This window comes from Pandoraea anapnoica, assembly GCF_902459765.1.
In the GTDB taxonomy this organism is placed as follows: Bacteria; Pseudomonadota; Gammaproteobacteria; order Burkholderiales; family Burkholderiaceae; genus Pandoraea; species Pandoraea anapnoica.
This window is the reverse complement of record NZ_CABPSP010000014.1, coordinates 171618-186916: the sequence shown is the minus strand read 5'-3', so window position 1 is coordinate 186916 and position 15299 is coordinate 171618. Positions and strand designations below refer to the sequence as shown.

Below are 15299 nucleotides of genomic sequence, written 5' to 3'. Positions count from 1 at the left end.
ACCCGGTCCGTGTCCCGACGCCTGCCGTCTCGCCTCACATGGCTCACCACGGCACGCTGAAATACTCCTGCCGCTCGAATCCGGGCGCGATGGCCCCCTCGGGGTAGCGCTCACGTCGAAACCGGTAAGCGTCGCCGTCGCGCGCGACGATGTTCTTGCACTGCCATGCGGTGTTATCGACGTACGGAAAGTCCGTGCGGTAGAAACTGCCCCGGCTCTCCTCGCGCTTCAACGCGCTTTGCAGCGTGACTTCGCACACGTCGATCAGGTTGTGGGCGTCGAGCGCATCGAGCCAGGCGGTGTTGAACCGGCGCGAGGCGCTCGGCGGCGTCATGCGCGGAAGCTCGCGCTCGCGCATCGCCGCAAGCCGCGCCAGACCGGCGCGCATGGTGTCGCCGCTCTTGATCAGTCCGTACGCCTCGTCCATCACGTCCCAGATACCGGTCTTGACGTGCATGGGGGCGAGTGGCTGCCGCCCAGCCTCGCTGTCGGCGGCTCGGCCGCCCGCGTCTGCTCTGTGCCTCAACCCCTCCACCCGCGACGCTTCCGCCCGAATCTGCTGCTCGGTCATGCCGTCGTGACGATGTCGGTCCGGCAAGCTGCCAGCAATCGACTCGGCGACCAGCCCACCGTCGTAAATCGCGACGGCCAGACTCCCCGTGACATGCGCGCCCACGCCACCTGCAACCCACAATCCGTCGACACTTGTGCGCATCGAATGAGGATCCGACTCGATGCCGCCTTGCCGGTAATGCATGGTGGTGCGCGCTTCGACCTTGTCGCGCGTGATGTCGAGCCCCAGCTTCTCGAACGCCGAACCGGCGTACTGGTAACGCCGCAACACCGCCGCATCGACGTGGCTGTACGACGTGTAATAGCCGCCACTGAAGCGCGCCTTGCCCGCTAACACCTGTTGCGTGAGTCTCTTGACCTGAAGCGTGTAAGGCGCGAGCGCGGCTGGCGCGTCACGCGACTGCTCGAAGAAGCACTCGCCTTGCGCGTTGTACACACGCGAACTTTGATCGGTGCCGACAAGCGGATTCGGATAGATGTGCAGACGCTGCCAGGTCGGCGGATGCGCAAAGTCACTGATGTGCCAGAACTGCATCTCCAGATTGGTCATCTCGGCCCCCGCGCGCAGTGCCAGCGCAATGCCGTCTCCGGTTTGCTCCCGCGTTCCCGTGGAGCGACGTACCATCCGGTCGGCGTGCCCCGTCGCCATCACAACGGCCTTGGCATGCACCGCAAACATCTCGCCGCGCACGTAATCGAGCGCGGTCAGCCCGCAAACTTCGCCGTTCTCGTTGCGCAGCAGCGCCGTCACCACGCATTCCTCATGCATCGGAATGCCGCACGCCTGCAACTGCTTGCGCCGGATATCCATCAGCAGAATGCCGGTCTGCCCCTGCATTGGCGCGACCGCCCAGCGCACCGGTGAGTGACTCATCGCGATCTGCCCGTCGGCCTCGCGCGAAAACAGCAATCCGAGCGACTCCATCTCCGGATAGAACGTGTTCTCGATCCAGTGCCCCGCGGCCGCCAGATACGACTGATCGACCAGAAAGTGGCTGTAGTACTTCGCGAAGAATTCGAGCGAACTGGCGGCGTTCTGCGCGGTGCCGCCGAGCATCTTCGAGCCGACGATCACCGCCCCGGCCATGATCGACGCACCGCTCTTGCCGACCAGCCCCTTCGAGATCAACATCGGCTTCAACCCCAGGTCGTGCAGACGCAGCGCGGCATAGGTGCCTGCACCGCCGCCGCCCACGACTACGACATCGCAATCGATCACCCTCATCGCAATAGCGCCCTCCTCGGGCCGGTCATGGATTTTTGAAACTGCTGAATGGAACGTGACCATTGTGGACAGCCCGGCCCCGCGCCAATGCGGCGATCGGGACACGCCATCCAGCAAAGCGGCCAAAGTGGGGGAACCGACAGGGAGAGCCAAGAAAGATGGTCGGACGACAGCCATCGGCAGCCGGGCGTGTGAGCCGCTCAAAAATTCTGTCCGTTTTGCGATATGTGTTGTCCCGCGCGCGGTGTGCGTGGCAGGGCAGCGGCGCTAATGTGGTCAGGGCATCAGGACAAACAAGACCAACCACAACGACAATCAGCCATCAGGAGACACACCATGGATGCGACCCTGCAAGCCGTCGCCCGCAACGAGCGCGGCTCACCCGCCAAGTCGGTCATCTTGGGCGCGGGTATCGGTAACGCGCTTGAGTGGTACGACTTCGCGTCGTTCGTACTCTTTTCCCGCTATTTCTCGACCCAGTTCTTCCACGCCGAAGACCCGACCGCCGCCTTCCTGTCCACGCTCGCCGTCTTCGCCGTCGGCTTCCTGCTGCGACCCATCGGTGGTATCTATTTCGGCTGGCTGTCCGACCGCCGGGGACGTCGCTTTGCGATGGTGGCTTCGATGGCCGTCACTGCCGCAGGGTGCCTCGTCATCGCCGTATCGCCGACGTATGCCTCCATCGGATTGATGGCACCGGCGTTGCTCGTCTTCGGACGCCTGCTCCAGGGCTTCGGGCTCGGCGGCGAGATCGGCGCATCGTTCACGTTCCTCGTGGAAAGCGCCCCCGTGCACCGCCGGGGCCTCTGGTCGAGCAGCATGTTCATCGCCATTACGGGCGGCTCGCTGCTCGCGACTGCCGTGGGACTGATACTCACGCAGGTCTTTTCCACGGACGAGATGACCCGCTACGGCTGGCGCATCCCCTTCTTCCTCGGTGCGGCCCTCGGGGTGTATGCGCTGTTCCTGCGCGGCAGGCTCAAGGAAACGTCCGCCTTCGAACAGGAGCAAAACGAAGCACGCGCCGGTGCGCCCGTGCAACCGATGGCGCACGCGATCTGGGAGCATCGCGCATCGGTGCTGCGAATCATCGCGCTCACCGCCGGACCGACGCTGACGTTCAATACCTGGATGTCCGGGGCCATCACCTTCGCCACGCACTTCAAGGGCGTCGATGCCCGTCAGGGGCTATGGGCACTGTGCATCGGCTGCCTCGTCTACATGGCCGTGCAACCGTTCTGGGGCGCACTGTCCGATCGCATCGGCCGCAGGCTGAACCTGCTGATGGGGGCTGGCGGCTCGGCGCTCGTCATCGTGCCCCTGCTAATGCTCATCGACGGCTCCTTCGCCCGCCTCACGCTGGCGATCTGCGCCGGACTGGTGGTCCTTGCCGCATGGACGGCCATCGCCCCGGCGGTCTATGCCGAGCTTTTCCCCACACGTATTCGCGCCACCGGCGTGGCCATTCCGTACTCGCTGACGGTCGCGATCTTCGGCGGAACGGCCCCCTACCTTCAGAACTGGATGGCCGATCACGGCCATCTGGGGTGGTTTGCCGCCTATCTGATCGCACTCAATCTGCTGACGGTCCTCGCGGTGATCCGCATGCCGGAGACACTTGGTCAACCGCTCGAATGAGCCATTGCGCCGGAGGGCAGCGCTGCCCTCCTGGACTATCCCCCTCCTTCCGCCCGATCCCGAGACCACCCACGTTAACCCCCATGTCCGACGACGGATGTTAAGGAAAGAATGAAACGAGCATTTCTTTCCTTTAACGTCTCTTAACGTCCGTTACCGTACGTTAACGCCTCGGGGGCCGTCATGCAGACCCGGATCATCACCGCACAGGACGTCGAGTTCTTCGAGTCGCGAATTTCGCCAGCCCCCATGGTCGGTCTGGCCTTCGAGTTCCCCGCTGGGGGCGGCGTCGAGCCCCACGTCCACCCCTATGGTCAGGTGCTGTACGGCGGCGAAGGCATCATGTGCGTCGACACCCCACGCGGCACCTGGGTCGTCCCTCCACAGCGCGCCGTCTGGATTCCACCGATGACGTTGCACGCCGTACGGCTGCGGGCATCGTTCGGCATGCACAACCTGCTGATCTCGCCGCACGTCGTCGCCGACTTGCCCAAGACATGCGAGCCGCTTGTCGTCTCCAACCTGATGCGCGAACTGATCCTGCGCGCGGCATCCACCGACGAGCCGCTTCTACGCAAGCGTCACGTCGACAAATTCTTCGAGATCATCCGCGACGAACTCGAATTCAGCGACGAAATCCCGCTGTCGCTCGAAATACCGCGTGAACGACGTCTCGCCCGCCTTTGCACCGAATTCCTGCGCGAGCCGTCCGACAACCGGACACTCCAGGAATGGGGCGATCACGTCGGGGCCAGTTCGCGCACCCTGTCACGCCTGTTCACCCGCGAACTCAACCAGACGTTCGACGAATGGCGACGCCATGTCCGCCTGCAAGAAGCGCTGTACCGACTGGCCGAAGGCCGGGCCGTCTCCGCGGTCGCCAACGAGCTGGGCTACGAGAGCACGACGGGCTTCATCGAAATGTTCCGCAAATCCCTCGGACGCACGCCCGGCCAGTACTTCGCCTGATCCGGGGTAGCGGTCCGTACCGGCTGCTGCGCCGTCCTGCCGCCTCCCCGGCGCACGCCCCCCCCCTGCCCTTATGTCGCATGTTCCCTCCTAAAAGCATCACTATTCGTCAAGTCTTATATAAGACATAAGACATTTGACCTTGCCTTGCATAGGGACTAAAATCACGGGCAAAAGCCGTACTGGAACAAGCCTTGGAGGCCTCAAAACCTCCCCCGAAACGCAACATCAGCAGGTCTCCTCATGCTTGAAAACTATCGTGAACACGTGGCCGCCCGCGCCGCGTTGGGTATTCCTCCCCTGCCGCTGACCGCTCAGCAGACCGCCGAACTGGTCGAACTGCTGACCAACCCGCCCGCTGGCGAAGCGCAGACGCTGGTCGATCTGATCACGAACCGCGTGCCCGCCGGTGTTGACGAAGCCGCCCGCGTGAAGGCCGGTTTCCTCGCGGCTGTCGCCAAGGGCGAAACGGCCTGCGCACTGATCACCCGCGCCCGTGCCACCGAACTTCTCGGCACGATGCTCGGCGGCTACAACATCGCCCCGCTCATCGAGCTGCTGTCGGACGCCGAAGTCGGCACCGTCGCGGCCGATGCGCTCAAGAAAACCCTGCTGATGTTCGACCAGTTCCATGACGTCAAGGAACTCGCCGACAAGGGCAACGCCAACGCACGCGCCGTCCTGCAAAGCTGGGCCGACGCCGAATGGTTCACGAGCCGCCCGGAAGTCCCGCAAAGCCTGACCATCACCGTATTCAAGGTCACGGGCGAAACCAACACCGACGATCTCTCGCCGGCCCCGGACGCCACCACCCGCCCCGACATTCCGATGCACGCCCTGGCGATGCTCAAGAATGCCCGCCCCGGCATCACCCCGGAAGAAGACGGCAAGCGCGGTCCGATCAAATTCATCGAGTCGCTCAAGGAAAAGGGTCACCTCGTCGCTTATGTCGGCGACGTCGTCGGCACGGGTTCCTCGCGCAAGTCGGCCACCAACTCGGTGCTGTGGTTCACGGGCGAAGACATTCCCTTCATCCCGAACAAGCGCTTCGGCGGTGTGTGCCTCGGCAGCAAGATTGCCCCGATTTTCTACAACACGATGGAAGACGCCGGCGCACTGCCGATCGAACTCGACGTGTCGCAGATGGAAATGGGTGACGTGGTCGAACTGCGTCCGTACGAAGGCCGCGCTCTGAAGAACGGCGCCGTGATTGCCGAGTTCCAGGTCAAGTCCGACGTGTTGTTCGACGAAGTGCGCGCCGGCGGCCGTATTCCCCTGATCATCGGCCGCGGCCTGACCGCCAAGGCGCGTGAAGCGCTGGGTCTCGCGCCGTCGACGCTGTTCCGTCTGGCTCAACAGCCGTCGGACAGCGGCCGCGGCTTCTCGCTGGCACAGAAGATGGTGGGTCGCGCCTGCGGTCTGCCGGAAGGTCAGGGCGTCCGTCCGGGCACCTACTGCGAACCCAAGATGACCTCGGTCGGCTCGCAAGACACGACGGGCCCGATGACCCGAGACGAACTGAAGGATCTGGCTTGCCTCGGCTTCTCGGCCGACCTCGTCATGCAATCGTTCTGCCACACGGCCGCTTATCCGAAGCCGGTGGACGTGAAGACGCACCAGACGCTGCCGAACTTCATCAGCAACCGTGGCGGTATCGCGCTGCGTCCGGGCGACGGCGTGATCCACTCGTGGCTCAACCGCATGCTGCTGCCGGACACCGTTGGCACCGGCGGCGACTCGCATACCCGCTTCCCGATCGGCATCAGCTTCCCGGCAGGCTCGGGTCTGGTCGCCTTTGCCGCAGCCACCGGCACGATGCCGCTGGACATGCCGGAATCGGTGCTGGTCCGCTTCAAGGGCAAGATGCAACCGGGCGTCACGCTGCGTGACCTCGTCAACGCAATCCCGCTGTACGCCATCAAGCAAGGCATGCTGACGGTCGCCAAGCAAGGCAAGAAGAACATCTTCTCGGGTCGCATCCTCGAAATCGAGGGCCTGCCCGAACTGAAGGTTGAGCAAGCGTTCGAGCTGTCGGACGCCTCCGCTGAGCGTTCGGCCGCCGGTTGCACGGTGCACCTGAACAAGGAACCGATCATCGAATACCTGAACAGCAACGTCACGCTGCTCAAGTGGATGATCGCGCAGGGCTATCAGGATCCGCGCAGCCTGCAACGCCGTATCACGGCCATGGAACAGTGGCTGGCCGACCCGCAACTGCTCTCGCCGGATGCCGACGCCGAATACGCTGCCGTCATCGAAATCGATCTGGCCGACATCCATGAGCCGATCGTGGCCTGCCCGAACGATCCGGACGACGTGAAGACGCTGTCGGACGTTGCCGGTGCGACCATCGACGAAGTGTTCATCGGTTCGTGCATGACCAATATCGGTCACTTCCGCGCCGCATCGAAGCTGCTCGAAGGCAAGCGCGACATTCCGGTCAAGCTGTGGGTCGCCCCGCCGACCAAGATGGACCAGAAGCAACTGACGGAAGAAGGTCACTACGGCGTGTTCGGCACGGCCGGTGCTCGCACCGAAATGCCGGGCTGCTCGCTGTGCATGGGTAATCAGGCACAAGTGCGCGAAGGCGCGACGGTCATGTCGACGTCGACCCGTAACTTCCCGAACCGTCTGGGCAAGAACACGAACGTGTACCTCGGCTCGGCAGAACTGGCTGCGATCTGCTCGCGTCTGGGCAAGATCCCGACTAAGGAAGAGTACATGGCCGACATGGGCGTGCTCGCATCCAACGGCGACAAGATCTACAAGTACATGAACTTCGATCAGATCGAAGACTTCAAGGAAGTTGCCGACACGGTGCAGATCTAAGCACTTGCCGGACTACGGTGCGACGTCTGCACCGTAGTTTGAAAAGGCGCCGCCAGCGAGAAGCTTGCGGCGCTTTTTTTACGCCCCGCTCATGGACAAGGCCGCAGCGCCTCTAAAGTCATCGTATGATCCGTCGATAAAATGAGGATAACGATGCGTCTCAGTCTGCTTTTCTTAGCGATGTGCGTTTCGGCTTTCGCGCACGCGGCGAACTATCCTTGCTCCGGCAGCAAGGGGGGAATAGAACGGTGCGTCGGAGAGCAATTTCTTTGCCGCGACGGTTCGATCAGCGCGTCGAAACGTATTTGCTCGATGCCGGGCACTAGCGCCCCGGCCCTTTCGCCCAAGACGCTATCATGGCCCGGAAATGACGACTGCACGTGCCGCTCTGGGACCTATTGCACTGGCCCCAGAGGTGGTACGTTTTGCTATGCCGACGGCGGGAAGAAGTCTTATTTCAGAAAGTGACGCCACGTTCGGTACATCATCAAGTCCCTGTAAAATCACCGGCAAAATTCCGATGTTGGCCAACGTAGTCCTCCCAAGGACGACGTCCATTTGAGAAGTGGCATGCAAACCGTAGCGATCCTCGACTTTGAAACCACCGGCCTGTCGCCGACGCAGGGCGATCGGGCCACCGAAATCGCCGTCATCCTGCTGCGCGACGGGCAGATCGTGGATCGCTATCAGAGTCTGATGAACGCCGGACGGCGCATTCCGTCGGACGTCGCCGCGCTCACCGGCATTACGAACGATATGATCGCGGGCGCACCGCCCGTCTCGCAGGTCATGCGCGAGGCCGCGCAGTTCGTTGGCAACTGCCCGGTCGTCGCGCACAACGCGGGGTTCGACAAGCGCTTCTGGCAAGCAGAACTCGCCATGCTGGGCGCGCGCTCGGACCACGTCTTCGCCTGCACGATGCTGACCGCCCGGCGCCTCTACCCGCACGCCCGGAATCACCGCCTCTCCAGCCTCGCCGATCTCCTTCAGCTTCCAAAGACCGGTCGTGCCCACAGGGCGATGGTCGACGCGGAGATGACGACGCACCTTTGGCGTCGCATGCACGAGGACATCTCACGCACCTACGGCCTCAAGCGCGTGGATCACGCCTTAATCGCACGCGTGCAAACCACCAGCAAGGACAAAGTGCCGACGTTGCTGCGCTCACTCGCGCAAAGCACAACGGCGTAACAGGCATCAGTCCGCCCACCGACTCCCTCACCGCTTGATATGCCGTTCAAGCAAATCCAGATCGTCGCGCAGCAATTTCAGCACGCCCGCAGCTGACTTGAGCAACGCCGGGCTGTTCAAGATTCTGGCGATACCGGCCATGCTCGCAGCCCTCGGCATTCTGCTCGCTGGCACCAAGCGCCGCCGGGCGACGCAGGCACCGGACGCTGTCAGCACACCGTCGCCGACCGCACTGTCGTGAAGCGGTAAGCAGAAACAAGAAAGCGCGCGGATATCGTCGATGTCGTCGATATCACGCGCGCCTGCGGGACTTCCAGGAGTACGCGGCGTCAGTCGTAAGCCCGCGCATCCTCCACCAGCTTGCCATCGGTCGGCAACGACCCGACGGCGACGAAATCCACCTCACCGCGCAGTCGCGTCACGTCGCGCAACGTCTCTTGCAGACGTGCCGCCAGTCCATCCGGCGGCGTGTCGTTCGTCTCGCACAGCAGACGCATGCGGTCATCCCCCACCCGCCCCTCCACGCGCAGACGCAGCCGCACCAGCTCCGGGTAACGTTTGCCAATCTCGCCGATTTGCCCGGGATGAACAAACATGCCGCGCACCTTTACCGTCTGATCCGCGCGCCCGAGCCAGCCCTTGAGACGCATGTTCGTGCGCCCGCAAGGACTGATACCCGCTTCCACCGCCGACAGGTCACCGGTCGCGAAGCGAATCAGCGGGTAATCCGGGTTGAAGTTCGTCACCACGACTTCGCCAATCTCCCCCATGGGCACCGGCTTCGTGCCGCCCGGCTCGACCAGCTCCACCAGCACGTTTTCGTCGACGATCAGCCCCGCCTGTGCATCGCTCTCGAAGGCAATCAGCCCCAGATCCGCAGTGCCATACAGCTGGCGCGCAGTGATCCCCCGGCCGTTGAACCACTCGCGCAACGATGGCGGCAACGCTTCGCCCGAAAGCGTCGCGCGACGGATGCAGCTGAGGTCCGCCCCGGCCGCTTCGCCCTTCTCGATCAGAATCTTCAGGAACGACGGCGTGCCCGCATACGCGCCAGGCTTCAGGTGCCGGATGGCTTCCAGTTGCAGTTCCGTCTGCCCGACGCCAGCGGGGAATACGCAACACCCCAGCCGCGCCGCCCCCGTCTCGATCATCATGCCAGCGGGCGTGAAGTGATACGAGTACGTGTTGTAGACCAGATCGCCCGGACGCAGCCCTGCCGCGTACATCGCCCGTGCAAAGCGCCACCAGTCGCTGCCGCGCCCGTCCGGCTCGTAGATCGGACCGGGTGACTGGTAGACGTGCGCAAGGCCGCTCACGGGCGTGGCGTTCAGACCGCCCAGTGGCGGATGACGCACCTGAAACGCCGCCAGATCCGATTTGCGCGTGACGGGCAACCCGGCCAGCGCGTCACGCGAGTCGATCTCGCTGGCGTCGATATCGCTCAACGCCTCGGAAAAGTAGGCGGCATGCGTGCGGGCATGCGAGACCTGCGCCGGGAGCGCCGCCAGCAACGCCTTCTCGCGAACCTCTGGCGCACGGATTTCCAGCGTGTCGAAGTAATCGTTCATATCAACGGATCAACGATGAGGATTAACGAAAAAACGCGAGTGCGTGAGTCACTCGATGACGCTCTCGCTCAGGCAATCCAGCGCTTGCGCCGCCGGTAGCTCTTGACGTTTCGGAAGCTCCCCGCACTGCTCGCCCCGTCTTTGGCGATGCCCAGGTAGAACTCCTTGACGTCCTCGTTATCGCGCAGCGACGTCGCGTCGCCATCCATCACGACGCGCCCGTTCTCAAGGATGTAGCCGTAGTCCGCGTAGCGCAGCGCGGCCATCGTGTTCTGCTCCGCGAGCAGGAAACTGACGTTCTCGCGCTGATTCAGGTCGCGCACGATCGTAAAGATCTCTTCGACGATCTGCGGCGCGAGCCCCATCGACGGTTCGTCGAGCAGAATCATCGACGGCTGGGCCATCATGGCGCGCCCGATGGCGCACATCTGCTGCTCGCCACCGGAGGTGTAGCCCGCCTGCGACTTGCGCCGCGTCTTCAGACGCGGGAAGTAGGCGTAAATGCGCTCCAGCGCGTGCTGCTGTGCACTGCGCGATGCGTGCCGCACATAGCCGCCCGTCAGCAGATTCTCTTCGATGGTCAGATGCCCGAAGCAGTGACGTCCCTCCATCACCTGAATCACCCCGCGCTTGACCAGTCCGTTGGGCGTCAGTTGCTCGACCCGTTCCCCGCGATAGTCGATCGTGCCTTTCGTCACCTCGCCGCGTTCCGCATGCAACAGATTCGAGATGGCCTTGAGCGTCGTGCTCTTGCCCGCGCCGTTGGCCCCGAGCAGCGCCACGATCTTGCCCTCAGGCACGATCAGCGACACGCCTTTGAGCACCAGAATGACGTGGTCGTAAATGACTTCGATGTTGTTGACGCGCAAACTCGCTTCCATGCATCACTCCGAAATCGGTGCTGCCGGTGCCCATGACCGGCAGCGGATCCTCAACCCTTCATCAGCCCTTGTAGCAGGCGGGCGTCATGCCTTTCTCTTTGGCGTACTGCTTGGCCGACGCTTCGAACAACGGGTGGATCAGACGGCGATTGCCTTCGATCCAGTCGGACACCATCACCCACTTGGCGCCGTCCCATTGCTGAATGCGGACCTTGCCCGAGCCTTCGTGGTCTTCGCAGCTCGTCTTGATGTCCGGCAGCAGCCCCGTCGCCCCGAGCGCCTTCAGGCGCGCCGCGTCGATGTTCAGGTTCTCGAACGCCCAGCGCACCTGCACCGGCGTCGACACCTTGCCCTTGCCGAACTTGTTCTGCGCGGTGTTCAGCGCTTCGACCGTCGCCACGGCCGCCGAGACGCCACGGTTGTACAGCACCGAGCCGACCTTCGACGGGTCCTGCATATTCCCCTTGCCCGCGCCGTAGACCACCTTTTCGATGTCTGCGATCAGCGGCACCTGCTTACCCGCCACGTTCCACGTCGCACTCATATAGCCCTTGGCGGCCGGACCTGCCGGGATCGTGTCCTCCTCCGACCCAGCCCACCAGCTGCCGATGATCTTCTCGCGCGGATAGCCGACCTTTTGCGCGGCCTTGAGCGCCGTCTGGTTCATCACACCCCAGCCCCAGAACACGACGTAATCCGGGTTCTCCTGACGAATGCGCAGCCACTGCGCGCCCTGTTCGTTGCCCGGGTGCGCCACCGGAATCTCGATCAGGTTGAACTTGTTGATCTTGGACTCGGCTTGCATCGCGACAATCGGCTCCTTGCCGTATGCCGAGTCGTGATACAGGAAGACGATCTTCTTGCCGTTCAGCGATCCGCCGTTCTTGTCGGCGAGGAACTTGATGATGGCGGACGCCTGCATCTGATAGGTCGTCACGAGCGGGAAAGCCCACGGGAACACGGTGCCGTCGACAGCGTCGGTGCGGCCATAGCCCATCATGACGAGCGGCACCTGATCGGTCGCGGTCTTGTCGATCAGCGCGTAGGAGATGCCCGTCGCCATCGTGTGATACGCAGTGCCCTTGGTCACCGGGTTCTTGCCCTTGAGACGCTCGTAGCACTCCACGCCCTTGGCGTTGTTGTACTCGGTCTCGCACTCTTCCCACGTGAGCTTGACGCCGTTCACGCCGCCGTTCTTCAGATTGACGTATTGCAGATAGTCGATGAACCCGCCGTAGAACGATTGCCCGTTCGCGCCGTACGGGCCAACGCGATAGTCAGCCAGCGCGATGAACTGATCGTTCGACTGCGCGAACGATGTCCCCACCGCCCCCGTGCCGAGCGCCAGCGCCAATGCCAGCGAGCTCAACGATGTCGTCAACTGTTTCGTGTTCATGCTGTGTCTCCATCTGTGGTTTTGTGTGTGACCAAACGTTCACCGGCAACCGATAACAAAGGCCGCCGGCTGACAAACCTCAATGCGGGAAGGGCCAGATACGCAGCTTCTCCTTGGCAATCTGCCAGAGCCGCGCCAGCCCATGCGGTTCGGCAATCAGGAAAAAGATGATGAGACCGCCGAACACCATCAACTGGATATGCGAGACGGTGGCGTTGGTGAAGGGCAAATGCAGGAAGGTCGCAATCGTCGGCAGGGTGCTGTCGAGAAAGATCGGCAGCAGCAGAATGAACGCCGCGCCCAGAAAGCTGCCGAGTATGCTGCCCACGCCACCGATGATGATCATGAACAGAATGCGGAACGACAGGTCGAGCGAGAAGCCGTCCGGCTCCACGGAGCCGAGGTAGCAGTACGCATAGAGCGCACCCGCCACGCCGCAGTAGAACGAACTCACCGCGAAGGCGAGTAGCTTGACCCGCATGAGCGGAATGCCGATGACCTCGGCGGCGACGTCCATGTCGCGCACGGCCATCCACGCGCGGCCGATATGCGAGCGCACCAGATTCTTCGCGATGAGCGCCATCAGCGTCACCACACCCAGCACGAACAGGTACTTGCGCACCGGCGTATCCACGTCCACGCCGAACACCGAGATCTTCTGCGCCGTGATCACGCCCGACGAACTGTTGTTCGAGAGCCAGGGAAATTTGGTGAGCACCCAGAGCACGAAGAACTGCGCGGCGAGCGTCGCCACCGCGAGATAGAAGCCCTTGATGCGCAGCGACGGCAGACCGAACGCAATGCCCACGAGCGCCGCACACACGCCCCCCAGTGCGAACGAGGCCAGAATCGGCATGCCCTCGATACGCAACTGGAAGTTGTAGGAGGCATAAGCGCCCACGGCCATGAACGCCGCCGTGCCGAGCGACAGTTGCCCTGCGTAGCCCGTCAGCAGGTTCAGTCCCAGCGCCGCGAGCGAGAACACCAGGAACGGCACGAGGATAGCCGTCAGCCAGTACTCGGAGGCGATCCACGGCAGGATGCCGAACGCCACGACGAGCAGGCTGCAAACGGCTATCCGGTCCTGCCGGATCGGGAAAATCTGGCTGTCGGCGACGTAGGATGTCTTGAACTGCCCAGCTTCGCGATAGAACATGTGTGGCCTCTGCGATGAATGCTTGCGCGTGCTTTCCGATTCGAATGACCGATGCGGTCAGCCTCCCGGTCAGACCCGGTCGATGTGCCGTTCGCCGAACAGCCCTTCCGGGCGTACCAGCAGGAACAGCAGTGCGAAGACGTAAGGGAACCAGCCCTCGATGCCACCGAAATTGCCGCCGAACTGGCTCTGCAGCAGCTGCGGCACGTAGATCTCCGCGAGCTTTTCCGCCGCACCGATGATCAACCCGCCCACAATCGCGCCGGGGATCGACGTGAAGCCACCGAGAATCAGTACGGGCAGCGCCTTGAGCGCGGTCATCGTGAGCGCGAACTGCACGCCATTGCGCGAGCCCCACAACATGCCCGCCACCAGCGCGACGAAGCCCGACACGCTCCACACGACCACCCAGATGCGCTGCAACGGAATGCCCAGCGAGAGCGCTGCCTGATGGTCGTCGGCGACCGCACGCAACGCACGGCCGATGCTAGTCGCCTTGAAGAACAGCGCCAGCAGCGCGACCAGCACCGCCGCAATCCCGGCGGCCGCGAGATCGAAACTGCTCACCAGTACCCCAGTCGAATCCATGATCGAGGCGATGGGTTCGTCCACGATGCCCAGCGACAACGGACGCACTTCGTTGCCCCACAACAGCGGCGCCAGGCCTTCGAGGAAGAACGACAGGCCGATGGTCGCCATGAAGAGCGTGATCGGCGACTGGTTCACGAGCTTGCGCAGCACGAAACGCTCCGTCGCCATGCTCATCAGCACCATCACGACGAACGCGCCAATGGCCGCCGCCCACAGGGGCAAGCCGCGCTCCATGAGACCAACGACCGACAGGGCCGCGAAGTACACCATCGCGCCCTGCGCGAAATTGAACACGCCGGACGCTTTGAAGATCAGGACAAAACCGAGCGCCACGAGCGAATACATCACGCCCGAGAGCAGCCCGCCGATCAGGATTTCGAAGAAGAACTGCATCGATGTCTCCAGTGTGCCAACGCTCAGTCAACTGCCATTCGATGTTCGGTGTTCGAGGCTTCCGATTACCGCCCTGACGATCACGCCGCCGCAGGCATGCCCTGTGCTGCGCCGAGATAGGCGCGGATCACCTCGGGGTCGGTACGGACTTCGGCGGGGGTGCCGTCACCGATCTTCTTGCCGTAGTCCAGCACCACCACACGATCGGAGATGTCCATCACTACGCCCATGTCGTGCTCGATCAGCACGATGGTCGTGCCGAACTCTTCGTTCACTTCGAGAATGAAGCGGCACATGTCGCGCTTCTCTTCGAGGTTCATGCCCGCCATCGGCTCGTCGAGCAATAGCAGTTCGGGTTCGGCAGCCAGTGCGCGCGCCAGCTCGACACGCTTTTGCAGGCCGTACGGCAACCGTCCGACCGGCGTCTTGCGGATGTGCTGAATTTCGAGAAAGTCGATGATCTCTTCAACCTTGGCGCGATTGGCCATCTCTTCCTGACGCGCTTTCCCCCACCAGAGAGCGCTGGCCAGCAGGCCGGCGCGCATGCGGGTATTGCGTCCCGTCATGATGTTGTCGAGCACGGACATGCCCTTGAACAAGGCGATGTTCTGGAACGTGCGCGCCACGCCCTGCCGTGCGGCGGACGTCGGATGCATGCGCTCACGCACTTCGCCGCGAAAGACGATCGTTCCCTGCTGCGGGTGATAGACGCCGTTGATGACGTTGAGCATCGAACTCTTGCCCGCGCCGTTCGGGCCGATGATGGCGCGGATCTCGTGCGCCATCACGTTGAACGAGATATCCGTCAACGCCTTGACGCCGCCGAACGACAAGCTGATGTGCTGCAAATCGAGCAATACTTCGCCAGTCTTGCGGTGCTCACTCATAC

12 protein-coding genes are annotated in these 15299 nt (G+C 63.0%); 5 read left to right on the top strand and 7 right to left on the bottom strand.

Features of this window, described 5'->3' with window-relative positions:
- Positions 1 to 43 precede the first annotated feature (43 nt).
- Positions 44 to 1798, bottom strand: a complete 1755-nt coding sequence (locus tag PAN31117_RS21465; protein WP_174991065.1) for an FAD-binding protein — start codon at positions 1796 to 1798, stop codon at positions 44 to 46.
- Between the two features lie 336 nt (positions 1799 to 2134).
- On the opposite strand from PAN31117_RS21465, the gene PAN31117_RS21460 reads away from it, so the two are divergent.
- The 5 genes from PAN31117_RS21460 (at position 2135) to PAN31117_RS21440 (ending at position 8425) form a co-directional block, all read left to right on the top strand.
- The gene (locus PAN31117_RS21460; protein ID WP_174991064.1) at positions 2135 to 3436 is read left to right on the top strand and encodes an MFS transporter; all 1302 of its coding nucleotides are present in this window, start codon (positions 2135 to 2137) and stop codon (positions 3434 to 3436) included.
- A 183-nt stretch (positions 3437 to 3619) separates the two neighbouring features.
- Complete coding sequence (locus PAN31117_RS21455; RefSeq protein ID WP_150739982.1) at positions 3620 to 4405, top strand: AraC family transcriptional regulator; 786 nt, start codon at positions 3620 to 3622, stop codon at positions 4403 to 4405.
- Positions 4406 to 4648: 243 nt separating this feature from the next.
- Complete coding sequence (acnB, locus tag PAN31117_RS21450; protein ID WP_150739981.1) at positions 4649 to 7234, top strand: bifunctional aconitate hydratase 2/2-methylisocitrate dehydratase; 2586 nt, start codon at positions 4649 to 4651, stop codon at positions 7232 to 7234.
- Positions 7235 to 7375: 141 nt separating this feature from the next.
- Positions 7376 to 7702: a YdcA family protein gene (locus PAN31117_RS27935; RefSeq protein ID WP_150739980.1), complete on the top strand. Its 327-nt coding sequence runs from the start codon at positions 7376 to 7378 to the stop codon at positions 7700 to 7702.
- Between the two features lie 102 nt (positions 7703 to 7804).
- Complete coding sequence (locus PAN31117_RS21440) at positions 7805 to 8425, top strand: 3'-5' exonuclease (protein ID WP_150739979.1); 621 nt, start codon at positions 7805 to 7807, stop codon at positions 8423 to 8425.
- Between the two features lie 329 nt (positions 8426 to 8754).
- On the opposite strand, the gene PAN31117_RS21435 is transcribed toward PAN31117_RS21440, so the two are convergent.
- The 6 genes from PAN31117_RS21435 to PAN31117_RS21410 all read right to left on the bottom strand — a co-directional run bounded on the left by PAN31117_RS21435 (position 8755) and on the right by PAN31117_RS21410 (position 15297).
- Positions 8755 to 9993, bottom strand: coding sequence for a phenylacetate--CoA ligase family protein (locus PAN31117_RS21435; RefSeq protein ID WP_150739978.1), 1239 nt, complete (start codon positions 9991 to 9993; stop codon positions 8755 to 8757).
- A 68-nt stretch (positions 9994 to 10061) separates the two neighbouring features.
- Complete coding sequence (locus tag PAN31117_RS21430) at positions 10062 to 10874, bottom strand: ABC transporter ATP-binding protein (RefSeq protein ID WP_039397512.1); 813 nt, start codon at positions 10872 to 10874, stop codon at positions 10062 to 10064.
- Positions 10875 to 10935: 61 nt separating this feature from the next.
- Entirely contained in the window at positions 10936 to 12270 is a 1335-nt protein-coding gene (locus PAN31117_RS21425) for an ABC transporter substrate-binding protein (protein ID WP_174991063.1), read from the bottom strand.
- A 79-nt stretch (positions 12271 to 12349) separates the two neighbouring features.
- Positions 12350 to 13426: a branched-chain amino acid ABC transporter permease gene (locus PAN31117_RS21420; protein WP_150739977.1), complete on the bottom strand. Its 1077-nt coding sequence runs from the start codon at positions 13424 to 13426 to the stop codon at positions 12350 to 12352.
- A 69-nt stretch (positions 13427 to 13495) separates the two neighbouring features.
- On the bottom strand, positions 13496 to 14410 hold the full coding sequence (locus PAN31117_RS21415; RefSeq protein WP_039397508.1) for a branched-chain amino acid ABC transporter permease: 915 nt from the start codon (positions 14408 to 14410) through the stop codon (positions 13496 to 13498).
- Positions 14411 to 14490: 80 nt separating this feature from the next.
- Entirely contained in the window at positions 14491 to 15297 is an 807-nt protein-coding gene (locus PAN31117_RS21410; protein ID WP_150739976.1) for an ABC transporter ATP-binding protein, read from the bottom strand.
- Positions 15298 to 15299: the final 2 nt, after the last annotated feature.

What these genes read in the sequence shown, in the direction of transcription:
- PAN31117_RS21410 (WP_150739976.1), bottom strand. Translation starts at nt 15,297, where the DNA reads ATGAGTGAGCACCGCAAGACTGGCGAAGTATTGCTCGATTTGCAGCAC.
- PAN31117_RS21440 (WP_150739979.1), top strand. Translation starts at nt 7,805, where the DNA reads ATGCAAACCGTAGCGATCCTCGACTTTGAAACCACCGGCCTGTCGCCG.
- PAN31117_RS21465 (WP_174991065.1), bottom strand. Translation starts at nt 1,798, where the DNA reads ATGAGGGTGATCGATTGCGATGTCGTAGTCGTGGGCGGCGGCGGTGCA.
- PAN31117_RS21460 (WP_174991064.1), top strand. Translation starts at nt 2,135, where the DNA reads ATGGATGCGACCCTGCAAGCCGTCGCCCGCAACGAGCGCGGCTCACCC.
- acnB (WP_150739981.1), top strand. Translation starts at nt 4,649, where the DNA reads ATGCTTGAAAACTATCGTGAACACGTGGCCGCCCGCGCCGCGTTGGGT.
- PAN31117_RS21420 (WP_150739977.1), bottom strand. Translation starts at nt 13,426, where the DNA reads ATGTTCTATCGCGAAGCTGGGCAGTTCAAGACATCCTACGTCGCCGAC.
- PAN31117_RS21415 (WP_039397508.1), bottom strand. Translation starts at nt 14,410, where the DNA reads ATGCAGTTCTTCTTCGAAATCCTGATCGGCGGGCTGCTCTCGGGCGTG.
- PAN31117_RS27935 (WP_150739980.1), top strand. Translation starts at nt 7,376, where the DNA reads ATGAGGATAACGATGCGTCTCAGTCTGCTTTTCTTAGCGATGTGCGTT.
- PAN31117_RS21425 (WP_174991063.1), bottom strand. Translation starts at nt 12,270, where the DNA reads ATGAACACGAAACAGTTGACGACATCGTTGAGCTCGCTGGCATTGGCG.
- PAN31117_RS21455 (WP_150739982.1), top strand. Translation starts at nt 3,620, where the DNA reads ATGCAGACCCGGATCATCACCGCACAGGACGTCGAGTTCTTCGAGTCG.
- PAN31117_RS21435 (WP_150739978.1), bottom strand. Translation starts at nt 9,993, where the DNA reads ATGAACGATTACTTCGACACGCTGGAAATCCGTGCGCCAGAGGTTCGC.
- PAN31117_RS21430 (WP_039397512.1), bottom strand. Translation starts at nt 10,874, where the DNA reads ATGGAAGCGAGTTTGCGCGTCAACAACATCGAAGTCATTTACGACCAC.